This window comes from Planococcus glaciei (genome assembly GCF_900099655.1).
Lineage (GTDB): Bacteria > Bacillota > Bacilli > Bacillales_A > Planococcaceae > Planococcus > Planococcus glaciei.
On the sequence record NZ_FNDC01000006.1, the window covers coordinates 69,869 to 82,839 of the forward strand.

Below are 12,971 nucleotides of genomic sequence, written 5' to 3' on the forward strand. Positions count from 1 at the left end.
TCGAACAACAAATTTCTCTTGGGGTGATTACATTGAAAAAGACAATGGGACTATTAGTGATGGCGTATGGTACGCCTTACGAAGAAGCAGATATTGAACGCTATTACACACATATTCGCCGCGGCCGCAAACCGAGCGAAGAAAGCCTGGAAGACTTGCGCAGCCGCTATAAAGCGATTGGCGGACTTTCACCGCTTGCCAAAATTACACAAGACCAAGCTGATGCGCTAGGCGCCCGCTTGAATGAAATGCAGGACGATATCGAATTTAAAGTTTATCTTGGCTTGAAACACATTGAACCATTTGTAGAAGACGGTGTTGAAGCGATGCGTGCTGACGGCATCACTGAAGCGGTTTCGATTGTTTTGGCTCCTCACTTTTCAACATTCTCAGTTAAATCCTATAACGGACGTGCTGCAGAAGCCGCTGAAAAAGCGGGCATTTCACTGACTTCCGTGGAAAGCTGGTATACCGAGCCGAAATTCATCCAATATTGGAGCGAAAAAGTAAGCGCCGCTTTTGCTGAAATGTCAGAAGAAGAACGCGAAAAAGCTTGCCTGATCGTTTCTGCGCATTCGTTGCCGGAAAAAATCATCGCTAACGGAGATCCGTATCCGGAGCAATTGAAAGAAACAGCTGTATTGGTTTCTGAAGCTGCTGGCGTGAACAACGTGGAAGTCGGATGGCAGAGCGCTGGACAGACACCGGAACCTTGGATTGGCCCGGATGTCCAGGACTTGACGCGTGAATTGTTCACCGAAAAAGGCTACACTTCGTTCGTTTACACACCACTAGGTTTTGTGGCTGATCACTTGGAAGTGCTATTCGACAACGATTACGAGTGTAAAGTCGTATGCGACGAAATCGGCGCAACTTACAGACGTCCGGAAATGCCGAATGTTCAGCCATTGTTTATCGATGGGTTGGCAGACGTCGTTCTGAGAAAGTTAGCTGAAAAATAAAGAAAAGCGAAAGAGAGGGCGAAACGTGGCGGAACGAACGCGAAAAGTAGCAGTCGTGGGCGGAGGAATCACAGGTCTGTCTGCTGCTTACTATTTACAAAAACAAGCGCAGGAACTTGGCGTTTCATTGGAAGTCACCTTGATTGAGGCGATGCACCGCTTAGGCGGAAAAATCCAAACGCTGCGCAAAGACGGTTTTGTAATTGAGCGTGGGTCAGATTCGTTTCTCTCCCGTACGAAAAATATTAATGCATTGGTCAAGGAATTGGGAATCGAAGATCAGCTGGTAGAAAGCGGTGCAGGGGAAACCTATGTCATGGTGGAAGACAAACTGCATCCTGTACCGAAAGGCTCGGTGATGGGCGTACCGACAGCTGTTGGCCCTTTCCTGGCTTCGTCGCTGTATTCATGGAGCGGCAAAGTCCGAGCGGCAGTCGATCTGGTCTTGCCCAAATCCAAAAAAACAACGGATCAGCCGGTCGGTCCCTTCGTGCGGCGCCGTTTTGGCAATGAAGTCGTGGAAAACTTGATTGAACCGCTGTTCTCCGGTTTTTTCTCCGGGGACATCGACCGTTTAAGTCTAGACGCTACATTCCCGGCATTCCAGGAAATCGAGCAGCGGCATCGCAGCCTGATTTATGGGATGAAAAAAAACGAACGGATTTGTCCGAACGAATACACCACCAATAAAAGAGGGGTTTTCCGGTCTTTTAAAAACGGAATGGAAACGCTGGTGACCGCAATTGAAAAAGAACTCACTGCTTCCACCATATTAAAAGGCGTCAAAGTAGTTCAGATTGCGGAAAACAACGGCCAAGCTGTTTTGAAGCTGAATAATGAGTCGACGTTGGTTGTGGATGAGGTGATTTTTGCGCTTCCACATACGAAAGTCCAGCCCTTATTCGAACCTTACGGGTTATTGGAAGAGTTAAAAGCGATGCCGGCAACTTCAGTTGCCACTGTGTCCATGGCGTTTCCGGCTGAAGCGGTCCGTGAATTCGCGGATCAGGCCATGGGATTCGTCGTGGCGCGAAACAGCGACCTTTCCATCACCGCATGTATTGCTTCGCATTGCAAATGGCCATCGCAAACGCCGGAAGGCAAAATGCTGTTTAAAGCGTTTATTGGCCGTGTGGGTGATGAAGCGGTGGTGGAATTATCGGATAAAGAAATTGAAAAAACCGTCCTGACAGATTTGCAGAAAGCGATGGCCATTGAAGCAGACCCGGAATTTACAATTGTTTCGCGCTGGTCAGAAGCGATGCCGCAATATTTGGTTGGACATAAAGAGCGTGTGGAAAAAGCACGCAGAGAAGTGGAAAAAAACTTTCCCATGGTTCAGATTATCGGCAGTTCATTTGAAGGATTTGGCTTGCAAGGCTGCGTAGCCCAAGGAAAAGCAGCGGCGCAGCAAATTCTTGGGAGTTGCCAAATGGAACAGGAAATGCGGAGGTAGCACTATGAAGAAATTGATGGGGCTGGCGCTGCCGTTATTGCTATTGGCGGCATGCGGCAGTGAAGAAGCCGACTCAGCCGGGACCGGCAACTCGCTGGAAGAAGTTGTGGTGGAAATCAATACGCCGCAAACAGTGGAGCAGGCCGGGGAAGTCGTGTTGTCGGCAACCGTTACGCAAGGCGATGAAGCTGTCGAAGATGCAGATGAAGTCGTTTATGAAGTTTGGGAATCGGGACACCGCGACAGCAGCGAAATGATTGAAGCGAAACATACAGGAGACGGCGTTTATGAAGCCGAGACTGCCTTTGAAGAAGAAGGCGTGTACTTGATCCAGGCGCATACCAGCGCCCGCCGCCTGCACGTGATGCCGAAGCAGGAAATCACTGTAGGCAATCCGGATCCGGCATCTGTCGTACCGGATGACAGCGAAGACGCAGAAGGCATGGACAAAATGGGAGACCATTCCGGCCACTGAGATGATGAAAGAGCCGGCTGCGTTCATGCAGCCGGCTTTTCTTTTTAACTGAATGTCTGGACGAAGGAGGTGGCGGCCATGAAGTATTTCCAGAAAGCACAACATTCTGCAACGCCTTATGAAATTTTTGAGTTTACAAAATACGAGATTCCTTTACATGAAATTATGCTGTTTAAAGAGCATGAAACAGAGCGCGTAAGGTATGCGTTATATTGTGAAGAAGAAATCGTCTATCTGCTGACGAATGTATCGGTGAACGATGCGGCAGTCAGTGGATACGGAGGTTACGCCAAACCTTATTGCAAGCTTGGCGACATTGGCGGCTACAATTTGGCCACCTTGGATAAAGACGCATACAATTGGTATATGACCCATGCCAGATGAAGAAAAGAACAGTTTTCCAGATATATCGGGCTTGTATGATACAGATATTGATACAGTTGCCGGTGGGGTTCAGGCACAAATAAAAGAAGCGGGCGCATATTGGCAGCGTCCGCTTCTTTTATGTATGTTTATAATTTGTCGCACTTTTCACATTGGCTACCATAACATTCATGCTGTTCTTCGATCTTCTCTCCACAATTCGAGCATTTTTTTGCGGGCAGGTTCTTGAAAAATTCCACTACGTTTTCCATATCCATTCCAGCTCCTTTGTTATAGTACTGTGATTCTTTATTGAATTGTATTATAACAGATTAGATTCGTCAACCCTAAACCGTGAATTATTTTGAAAAATCCGTTAAACTAAAGAGAGTATGTACTTCAAAGGAGAGAAATTATGTATTTCGTAGACAATAAAGGCATTACCGACCCGCGCATTAACTTGGCAATTGAAGAATACCTGCTGAAGACAATGGATGTAGAAAAAGATCCATTTTTGCTGTTTTACATAAACGAACCTTCCATCATTATTGGGAAAAACCAAAACACGGCAGAAGAAATCAACACCGACTATGTTGATTCAAACGGCATTCATGTTGTCCGCCGTTTGTCCGGCGGCGGCGCTGTCTACCATGACCTCGGCAACTTGAACTACAGCTTTATCACTGTCGACGACGGCAACAGCTTCCGCAATTTCCGGAAGTTCACTGAGCCTGTCGTACATGCTTTGCAGAGCCTCGGCGTCAATGCCGAACTATCCGGACGCAATGATTTGATGGTAGAAGGGCGCAAAGTTTCTGGCAATGCCCAATTCTCTACCCGCGGCCGCATGTTCAGCCACGGAACCTTGATGTTCGATACAGAAGTGGATGCAGTAGTGTCGGCTTTAAAAGTCAGCAAAGAAAAAATCGAGTCCAAAGGCATCAAGTCGATCCGCAGCCGCGTCGCGAATATTTCGGAGTTCCTGAAAGAACCGATGACGGTCACGGAATTCCGTTCAGCGATCCTGGCTTCGCTGTTTGACGGCGAAGAAAACATCCAGTACTGGGAGTTGACGGACCAGGATTGGGAAAACATCCGCCAATTGTCAAAAGAACGCTACGGCAACTGGGACTGGAACTACGGGAAATCGCCTAAGTTCAATGTGAAGCATTCACACAGATTTCCGGTCGGCGGCATTGACGTGCGCCTGCAAGTGGAAAATGGCATCGTACAGGATGCCAATATTTACGGCGACTTTTTCGGTGTCGGCGATGTGGCGGAAATCGAACAGGCCATTACCGGCGTTAAATACGAACGGGCTTCACTTGATGAAGCCATCAGCGGATTTGATATCCCGACTTATCTTGGCGGCATCACAAAAGAAGAATTCCTGAAATTAATTTATTAAGAATTCATGAAGAGCCTGCTATCGAGCAGGCTCTTTTGTTAAAATGGAAAGAAACAGGAAAGGGGGAATCAATTTGGCAGCTCAAAGAATTTTCATCGTGGAAGATGATTTGAAAATAGCGGCAATGCTGGCCGAGACTTTGCGGAAATACCATTACGATGTGGAAACGGCAAAAGATTTCGACCGCATTCTTGAAGAGTTTGAGGCATTTGATCCCCATATGGTTCTGCTCGATATCAATTTGCCTTCTTATGATGGATACTATTGGTGCCGCCAATTGCGCCAAACATCCACTTGCCCGATTTTATTCATTTCCGCCAGGTCAGGGGAAATGGATCAGGTTTTTGCTCTTGAAAACGGCGGAGATGATTTCATCACGAAACCTTTCCATTATGAAATCGTCCTTGCAAAAATAAGAAGCCATCTGCGCAGAGCTTATGGGGAATATGCTCCGAAGCAGGAAGAGCGTTCAGTGAAGGCGGGGCGCATCTCGCTGTTCCTTGAACGAATGGAGCTCCATGTAAAGGCGGCGGTCATTCCGCTGCAGAAAAAAGAATGCACCATCATGGAATTGTTGTTGGCCCAATACCCAAAAGTGGTGACCCGGGAGCAGTTGCTGGAAGAGCTTTGGGATGACCAGGCTTTTGTGGACGAAAATACGCTGAATGTCAATATGACGCGTGTCCGGAAAAAACTGGCGGATTATGAAGTGCTGTCTTCCATTGAAACAGTCCGGGGCTCCGGTTACCGGTTGCTGATCCATGAGGAGGAACTGTAATGTTTCGCTTGTTTTTTAGAGAACATGCTGCATTTATTGTCTTTCAGGCGGTGCTGGTGGCGTTCATCATGGCGCTGTACTGGCTTGACGGCTTCCGGAACGTCGATACGGCCATTTACTCTTTTGTCATCAGCACATTGCTGGTCGTCACTTTTTTAGCTGCACGCTTTGTGAAGCGGTACCATTTTTATCAAAAGATCCTGGCCATTCCGGACCGGATGGAACATGCCATCCAGCGGGAAGCCCGCTCTCCGGAACAGCTTCAAAGCGAAAAGTATTTGCAGGAACTGTACCGGCTCTACCAGAACGAAGCGCAGGCGCTTTATGCTTCTCAAAACCGCCATCTTCAGTTTATGAACCAGTGGGTGCATCAGATGAAAACCCCTTTATCGGTTATGCAATTATTGCTTCAGGAAGAAGGGGAACTCGATAAAAACAGTGTCCGCGAAGAAGTGGACCGGTTGAAGTCGGGGCTCGATACGGTATTGATGAATGCACGGCTGGATACGTTCGAAGACGATATGCAAATCGAACAAGTCTCGCTGCGCGCCATGGTGGCGGAAATCGTCACAGAAAACAAGCGCTTGTTTATTTCCAAGCGCGTGTATCCGGAAATCGACATGGCCGAAGACTGCGTTGTGGCAACTGACCGGAAATGGATGAAGTTTATCGTGGGGCAGTTTTTAACAAATGCCTTAAAATATACGTTTGAACCGAACAAGAAAGTGTATCTCCATGCCGAATGTGCAGACGGCAACGCCGTTTTGACGGTTCGGGATGAAGGAATCGGCATTCCGTCTTCCGATTTGCCGCGTATTACGAAAGCCTTTTTCACAGGGGAAAACGGGCGGAAAACGGGGGAGTCTACGGGAATGGGCTTGTATTTAGCAAAAGAAGTATGCGATAAACTCGGCCACCAGCTGACAATTTCCTCGGAACGGGGACAAGGAACTGCCGTATCGGTATCGTTCTTCAACCAAGACTCAACAACAGGAGGCCAAGACGATGTCGTTATTGAAAATCGACGAAGTGACGAAAGTGTACGAAGGGAAGGTCACCCATCGGGCGTTGAATCAACTGAGCTTCGAAGTGGAAAAAGGTGAATTTCTGGCTGTCATGGGCCCTTCCGGCAGCGGAAAAACAACGCTGCTCAACTTGATTTCAACAATCGATTCGCTGACTGCCGGTGAAATTCTCATCGACGGCGTCAATCCCCATCGCCTGGACAAAAATGAACTGGCGCTGTTCAGACGGCGCAAACTTGGCTTTGTGTTCCAGGATTTTAATTTGCTGCAGATGCTGACAGTGGAAGAAAATCTGGTGCTGCCGCTGACGCTGGATTATGTGCCGATCAATGATATGGCGACGCGTGTATTGGAACTTGCCAAACGGCTCGATTTAACGGCCATTCTCCATAAGCGACCGAATGAAATATCCGGCGGGGAAGCCCAGCGGACCGCAATCGGCCGGGCATTGATCCACAAACCGGCCATCATTCTGGCCGATGAACCGACCGGGAACCTGGATTCAAAAGCCTCCCGGGACGTCCTGGATTTATTATCGAAAGTCAGTGCCAACGAAGGTGCGACCATTGTGATGGTGACGCATGACCCCATCGCTGCCAGCTACTGCGACCGGGTGCTGTTCATCAAAGACGGGGAATTTTTCAATGAAATCTATGGCGATGAACGCCGTCAGACATTCTATCAAAGGATCTTGAATGTTCTATCCTTGCTTGGAGGAAACGTGAATGACCTTTCGGCAACTCGCTTACCATAATGTCTTACGGAGCCGCCGCAGCTACGCCGCGTTCTTTCTGGCCAGTGTATTTTCCGTTATGGTGTTTTTTGTGTATTCGATGTTTATTTTCCATCCGCTTTTTAAAGAAGATGGGCTGCAGGAACTGGCTGTCCGCGGCATGTTCATCGCAGAAATCGTCTTGTATATCTTCACGCTGTTTTTCCTGTTCTATTCGATGAGCGCTTTTTTGCAGGCCCGGTCGAAAGAGTTTGGCATCCTCATGCATTTGGGCATGACCAAAAAGCAACTGAACAAAATGATTTTTTTTGAGACGATGATCCTCGGGGCGGTTTCAACAGTGGCTGGAATTGCTTTCGGCTTTGCTTTTTCGAAATTCTTCTTTATGATCGGCCGCGAAATCATGCAGCTGGAATCGCTTCCTTTGTATGTATCGTGGAAGCCCTTTGCTTTGACGATCGGAGCTTTTGCCAGTTTGTTCATCATCATCTCCGTTATCAGTGTGTCGTTTATCCGGACGAAAGGCATCCTGGATTTGCTGCAGGGCTATTGGAAGACGGATGAAGTGACAGGGATTTCAAAAGGCCTGTCGCTGCTTGGGATCTTCCTCTTGCTGGCTGCCTACATTTTGGCTTCGATGGTGACTGACCAGACGGTGTATCAAATGGCTGCGATCATTCCACCGATTGCCACGCTCGGCACCTATCTATTTTTCACACATTCCATCCACTCGCTGTTGAACTTGTATAAACGAAGAAAAGGGGTTTATTGGCATAAGACGCGGCTCATTTCTTTGGCGGAAGCTTCAGTGAAGCTGAAAGACAGTGCCCAGATGTTTTTCATCGTGACAATCGTTTCGACGGTTGCGTTTTTGACGGTAGGCACATTGGCTTCGTTTATGTCCTATACCGGAGATTTCCGGGAATCCAATCCGCTCGGGTTGATTTATATTTCATTTAACGGCAATGAATCAGAGCAGGCAGATGTGGAAAGATTGGCTTTGCAGCTGGAAGAAAAGCAACTGGCTTACGATGTCGTGCCGCTGTCGATCAAGCGCCAAACGTCCGCTTTTACCGGGAACGATGTGGATATTTTCTCGGCACAGCAATTTAACCGGCTGGCCTTTTCGCTTGGCTTCGAACCGGTCTATCCGGAAAAGGGGAATGGGATTTTTATCCCTTATTCCAGGGATTCACTGAAAGAACTGGAAAACAGCAATGTACAAACCACATTGGTGGAAAGCGGCATCGACCTTTCCATTGCGGAAGTTTATCCGCGGCTGATGTTCCCTGGGCATACGATGAATTTAAACAGCATCATTGTTAACGACGAGGATTATGAAGCGATTGATCAGCCCCTGATTGGGTATGGCCCCGGAGAGTCGACATTCACGTATTATGCGTTCGATGTACCGGAATGGGAAGAGACGATTGCTATCGGCGGGGAATTGGAAGAAAAGATGGAAAAAGCAGCCGCTGCCGCAGATTTCAGCGGCGTTAATTTCTTTTTTGAAAACCCTGGCGAAGATTACCGGCGCTTTAAATCATCGTTTGCCATCCTGCTGTTTATCGGAGTCATGGTAGCGGCGGTATTCCTGCTGGCTGCGGGAAGTTTTATTTACTTTAAATTGTATACGGGGCTTGAACGTGACCGGAAGCAATATTCGCTTTTGGTTCGCCTCGGAATGACGGAAAAAGAGCTCCGGAAAATCGTCAACCGGCAGCTCGTTCCCCAGTTCTTCCTGCCTTGGGGCGTTGCGCTGCTCCATAGCACATTTGCTTTCATCTCGCTTCAAGTGGTGTGGGACGAATTTGCCGAACTGTCGATCCTTGGCGAAATGGTCCTCGTGCTGAGCGGATTTACGGTGGCTCAAATTCTTTACTTCTTTTTAATACGCTGGCGTTATATTGCCCATCTGCAAGCATCGTAATTTTACGATGCTTGTTGTATTGTCTGAAGATTTATTTTATAATGAATACAGTGTAAATAATGAATGAGGATTCATTCAACACGAAAGAGGGATGGAAGATGAGTTTGAGCCAATATGTTCATGAAGTTTCAACAAAAAATCCGGGCAAAACGGCGTATCATTTTATGGGGAAAGATACATCATATGCCGAGTTTGAAGGATCTGTTGCGAAGTTTGCAGCTGCTTTGCAGAGTCTGGGTGTAGAAAAAGGCGATCATGTCGCTTTTCTTTTGGGGAATACACCACATTTCTTGATTTCTTTGTATGCCACAATGCGGGTAGGGGCGACGGCTGTTCCGATCAATCCAATCTACACTCCGGATGAAATCGCTTACATATTGAAAGACAGCGATGCGAAAGTGGTTATTGCATTGGATGCACTTCTTCCGCTTGTCGAGAAAGCGCATACAGCCCTTCCAAAGGTTGCCGCTTTTGTCATCTGTGAAACCGCTCCGGAAACCGTGGCCAAAATCGCTGAATTGCCGGCTGACGCCAAAGCGAAAGTCCGCGCATTCTCAGAAGTGATCCGCCAGCCGGGGTCTCTTGAACAGGCAGTGGAAGTTCAAGGAGACGACAATGCTGTTATTCTGTATACTTCCGGAACGACGGGAAAACCGAAAGGGGCCATGCTGACGCATGACAACCTCTATTCGAATGCGCGGGACGTTGGCGCTTATCTAGGGGTGACTCCTGAAGACCGGGTGGTTGCTACGCTTCCGGTATTCCATGTATTTGCTTTGACTGTCGTTGTAAATGCGCCATTATTGCAAGGAGCGACAATCATCTTAGTGCCGCGCTTTAATCCGAAAGAAGTGTTCGAAGCCATCAAATCGCAAAAAGCTACGGTCTTTGCAGGTGTGCCGACGATGTTCAATTTCATGTACCAATTCCCGGATGCCCAGCCGGCTGATTTTGACTCGGTCCGCCTTGCCATTTCAGGAGGCTCAGCCATGCCGGTCGCTTTGCTGCACAATTTTGAAGAGAAATTCAATGTGCGCATTTCAGAAGGCTACGGCTTGTCCGAAGCTTCACCCGTTACTTGCTTTAATCCGGTTGACCGCGAGCGGAAAGCCGGATCGATCGGAACTTCGATCATCAATGTTGAAAACAAAGTGGTCGATGAACTGGGAGAAGAAGTGCCGGTCGGCGAAGTCGGCGAACTGGTTGTCCGCGGCCCGAACGTCATGAAAGGCTATTACAAGATGCCGGAAGAAACCCAGTCGGCTCTTCGCGGTGGCTGGCTGTATACAGGCGATTTGGCGCGCGTCGATGAAGAAGGCTACTTCTATATTGTCGACCGCAAAAAAGATATGATTATTGTGGGCGGCTACAATGTGTATCCGCGTGAAGTCGAAGAAGTGCTGTTCGCCCATCCGGGTGTGGTCGAAGCAGCAGTAGTCGGGCTGCCTGACCCGAATTTCGGGGAAGAAGTCCATGCATACGTGGTCTTGAAAGACGACGCGCCGACTGCTGAAGATCTCCGTACTTATTGTGCCGAACACTTGGCAAAATACAAAGTGCCAAAGCATTTTGAGATTCTAGAAGAATTGCCGAAAAACACCACCGGCAAAATCTTGCGCCGCTCACTAAAAGACCAGGCGCTGAACAAGTAATCCTTATTTTTAGAAGAAGCGAGCAAAAACGGTTTCGGCATATCAAGCCGAAACCGTTTTTCTGATGGATTTGATTGAAAAGACTGACTCTTTTCTTTATAGTAAAGAAGGAAGTATTGCGAGTCACGAAATATATTTTACAGGAGGATTCACAATGGCAAAAAATGCGGTAGAAATTAAAGACTTAAGCAAACTTGTTTCTGTAACAGATCCACGAATCTCACCGGACGGCTCGAAAGCATTGTTTATCCGCACCCATATTGATGAAGACGAAAATACATACACAGCTCACCTGTACCATTTGGATCTGGCAAGCGGAGGAGTGACGCAATGGACATACGGCAAAGAACGCGTTTCTTCGCCGGCTTGGTCGGCCGACGGCAATTATGTGGCATTTTTATCGACGCGCGACGACAAAAATCAATTGTACGTCCTGCCGGCAACAGGCGGCGAAGCACGGGCATTGACGGATTTTGAAAAAGGAGTCAATGGATTCTTCTGGTCGCCATGCGGTGAAAAAATTTGGTTTAATGCCTTGGCCAAAGAAGGCAAGACGTTTACTGACAAAGAAGACGAAAAAGAAAAGAAAAACCCGGAGCCGGTTTTCGTCAGCAAGCTCAAATATAAAATGGATGGCATGGGCTTAGTGCCGATGGATTTCCACCGCCAGATCGGCGTGATTGACCTCAACACCAAAGAAGTGCAGCAAGTTACGGAAGGCAATTATGATTACAATTTAGAAGCGGTATCGCACAAGGGGGACCAATTGGTATACGGTGTGGTGCGTGAAGAAAATCTGGACTTTGTTTTCCGCCAGCCGCTTTACCTGTACGAAGTGGAAACGAAAAAAGAAACGCCGCTGATTGATAAAGATGGCTATTACGGCGATGCAGCCTTTTCACACGACGATTCGAAAATTGCTTTTGTTGGAAGCACGCGCCAATTTGAGAACGCATCCCATACCGATATTTACGTCTACGATGCGGTACAGCAATCAATCGTATGCTTGACGGAAGGGCTCGATGCACCGGTCGGCGATTATGTGGTGGCGGATCATCAGCAAGGAGCAGCAGCACCGGCCATGGTATGGACACAAGATGACCATCTGTATTTCCAAGTCTCCACAATGGGCGACGTCCGCTTGTATTTTGCTTCGCTTGACGGGGCAATTTACCCGGCTTCTCCCGAAATGGAACATGTTTACGGCTATGACATTTCAAGAGACGGCGTGTTTGCAGTTGCAGCGATCAGCGATCCGGTGAATCCCGGTGAATTGTACAAGCTGACAATTGCCACTGGAGAACGGGAACCATTAACTGAGTTTAATAAAACCTATCTGGAAGAAACGGAACTGATTGAGCCGGTGGCCATTGTCGCAGATGGTGCAAAAGGCTGGACCATCCACGGCTGGCTCATGAAACCGCGCGGCTTTAAAGAAGGCGGGAAATATCCGCTTGTGGTGAACATCCACGGAGGTCCGCATGCCATGTATGCCAATACGTTCTTTCATGAAATGCAGGTGCTGGCGGCGCGCGGCTTCGGCGTATTGTACGTCAACCCGCGCGGCAGCCACGGCTACAGCCAAGAGTTCGTCGATGCCGTGCGCGGCGATTACGGCGGCGGGGATTATGAAGATATCATGAAATCGCTTGAAGGAATCGTGGGCCAGCATAGCTGGATCGATGAAGATCGCCTCGGCGTGACCGGCGGCAGCTACGGCGGCTTTATGACCAACTGGATTGTCGGACATACCGACCGCTTTAAAGCGGCCGTTACGCAGCGCTCGATTTCCAACTGGGTGTCATTTTACGGCGTCTCAGACATCGGCTACTATTTCAGTGATTGGCAAATCGGTGCGGACATGACCGATGTCGAGACCTTGTGGCACCACTCGCCGCTGAAATATGCAAAAGATGTCGAGACTCCTCTGTTGATCCTTCATTCGGAGAACGATTTCCGCTGCCCAATCGAGCAGTCGGAACAGCTGTATGTCACGTTGAAGAGCATGGGCAAAGAAACCGAGTTTGTGCGTTTCCCGGAAGCCGACCACAACCTGTCGCGCACCGGAAAACCGAACCTGCGCTTTGCACGCCTTGAGCAAATTGCCGGCTGGATGGAGAAATATCTATAAGGAACGGAATTTTAAAGACGCCCGACTGCTGTTGGGCGTCTTCTTTATGCAAATAAAT

At 48.3% G+C, this 12,971-nt stretch carries 12 protein-coding genes; 11 read left to right on the forward strand and 1 reads right to left on the reverse strand.

Annotation, left to right across the window (positions count from 1 at the left end; all coding sequences use genetic code 11):
- Positions 1-44: 44 nt before the first annotated feature.
- The 4 genes from hemH to BLQ32_RS09265 all read left to right on the forward strand — a co-directional run bounded on the left by hemH (position 45) and on the right by BLQ32_RS09265 (position 3,277).
- A complete protein-coding gene (gene hemH, locus BLQ32_RS09250) occupies positions 45-962 on the forward strand; it encodes a ferrochelatase (protein ID WP_074510197.1) in 918 nt (305 codons plus the stop codon).
- A gap of 25 nt (positions 963-987) precedes the next feature.
- Entirely contained in the window at positions 988-2,418 is a 1,431-nt protein-coding gene (hemY, locus tag BLQ32_RS09255; protein ID WP_074510124.1) for a protoporphyrinogen oxidase, read from the forward strand.
- A gap of 4 nt (positions 2,419-2,422) precedes the next feature.
- On the forward strand, positions 2,423-2,893 hold the full coding sequence (locus tag BLQ32_RS09260; RefSeq protein ID WP_036808036.1) for a FixH family protein: 471 nt from the start codon (positions 2,423-2,425) through the stop codon (positions 2,891-2,893).
- Between the two features lie 78 nt (positions 2,894-2,971).
- Positions 2,972-3,277 carry a hypothetical protein gene (locus BLQ32_RS09265; protein WP_074510125.1) on the forward strand — a complete coding sequence of 102 codons (306 nt, stop codon included), beginning with the start codon at positions 2,972-2,974 and terminating at the stop codon, positions 3,275-3,277.
- A gap of 128 nt (positions 3,278-3,405) precedes the next feature.
- Here the strand turns inward: BLQ32_RS09265 and yhfH are convergent, their stop codons facing one another.
- Positions 3,406-3,528 carry a protein YhfH gene (gene yhfH / locus BLQ32_RS09270; RefSeq protein WP_074510126.1) on the reverse strand — a complete coding sequence of 41 codons (123 nt, stop codon included), beginning with the start codon at positions 3,526-3,528 and terminating at the stop codon, positions 3,406-3,408.
- Positions 3,529-3,671: 143 nt separating this feature from the next.
- Between yhfH and lplA the strand changes: the two genes are divergently transcribed.
- The 7 genes from lplA to BLQ32_RS09305 all read left to right on the forward strand — a co-directional run bounded on the left by lplA (position 3,672) and on the right by BLQ32_RS09305 (position 12,913).
- Positions 3,672-4,664 carry a lipoate--protein ligase gene (lplA, locus tag BLQ32_RS09275; RefSeq protein ID WP_074510127.1) on the forward strand — a complete coding sequence of 331 codons (993 nt, stop codon included), beginning with the start codon at positions 3,672-3,674 and terminating at the stop codon, positions 4,662-4,664.
- Between the two features lie 73 nt (positions 4,665-4,737).
- Positions 4,738-5,442 (forward strand): response regulator transcription factor, encoded by a 705-nt coding sequence (locus BLQ32_RS09280; RefSeq protein ID WP_036808061.1) that lies wholly within the window; start codon positions 4,738-4,740, stop codon positions 5,440-5,442.
- On the forward strand, positions 5,442-6,545 hold the full coding sequence (locus BLQ32_RS09285; RefSeq protein ID WP_074510128.1) for a sensor histidine kinase: 1,104 nt from the start codon (positions 5,442-5,444) through the stop codon (positions 6,543-6,545). The genes BLQ32_RS09280 and BLQ32_RS09285 overlap by 1 nt, the downstream gene beginning before the upstream one ends.
- The gene (locus BLQ32_RS09290; protein WP_036808067.1) at positions 6,448-7,221 is read left to right on the forward strand and encodes an ABC transporter ATP-binding protein; all 774 of its coding nucleotides are present in this window, start codon (positions 6,448-6,450) and stop codon (positions 7,219-7,221) included. The genes BLQ32_RS09285 and BLQ32_RS09290 overlap by 98 nt, the downstream gene beginning before the upstream one ends.
- Entirely contained in the window at positions 7,193-9,130 is a 1,938-nt protein-coding gene (locus tag BLQ32_RS09295) for an FtsX-like permease family protein (protein WP_074510129.1), read from the forward strand. The genes BLQ32_RS09290 and BLQ32_RS09295 overlap by 29 nt, the downstream gene beginning before the upstream one ends.
- Positions 9,131-9,228: 98 nt before the next feature.
- Entirely contained in the window at positions 9,229-10,782 is a 1,554-nt protein-coding gene (locus BLQ32_RS09300; RefSeq protein WP_074510130.1) for a fatty acid--CoA ligase family protein, read from the forward strand.
- Positions 10,783-10,936: 154 nt separating this feature from the next.
- Positions 10,937-12,913: a S9 family peptidase gene (locus BLQ32_RS09305; RefSeq protein ID WP_074510131.1), complete on the forward strand. Its 1,977-nt coding sequence runs from the start codon at positions 10,937-10,939 to the stop codon at positions 12,911-12,913.
- Positions 12,914-12,971: the final 58 nt, after the last annotated feature.

Excerpts from the sequence above, each read along its gene's own strand:
- yhfH (WP_074510126.1), bottom strand. The coding sequence starts at position 3,528 with ATGGAAAACGTAGTGGAATTTTTCAAGAACCTGCCCGCAAAAAAATGC.
- BLQ32_RS09295 (WP_074510129.1), top strand. The coding sequence starts at position 7,193 with ATGACCTTTCGGCAACTCGCTTACCATAATGTCTTACGGAGCCGCCGC.
- BLQ32_RS09285 (WP_074510128.1), top strand. The coding sequence starts at position 5,442 with ATGTTTCGCTTGTTTTTTAGAGAACATGCTGCATTTATTGTCTTTCAG.
- BLQ32_RS09290 (WP_036808067.1), top strand. The coding sequence starts at position 6,448 with ATGTCGTTATTGAAAATCGACGAAGTGACGAAAGTGTACGAAGGGAAG.
- BLQ32_RS09305 (WP_074510131.1), top strand. The coding sequence starts at position 10,937 with ATGGCAAAAAATGCGGTAGAAATTAAAGACTTAAGCAAACTTGTTTCT.
- lplA (WP_074510127.1), top strand. The coding sequence starts at position 3,672 with ATGTATTTCGTAGACAATAAAGGCATTACCGACCCGCGCATTAACTTG.
- BLQ32_RS09265 (WP_074510125.1), top strand. The coding sequence starts at position 2,972 with ATGAAGTATTTCCAGAAAGCACAACATTCTGCAACGCCTTATGAAATT.
- BLQ32_RS09300 (WP_074510130.1), top strand. The coding sequence starts at position 9,229 with ATGAGTTTGAGCCAATATGTTCATGAAGTTTCAACAAAAAATCCGGGC.
- BLQ32_RS09260 (WP_036808036.1), top strand. The coding sequence starts at position 2,423 with ATGAAGAAATTGATGGGGCTGGCGCTGCCGTTATTGCTATTGGCGGCA.
- hemH (WP_074510197.1), top strand. The coding sequence starts at position 45 with ATGGGACTATTAGTGATGGCGTATGGTACGCCTTACGAAGAAGCAGAT.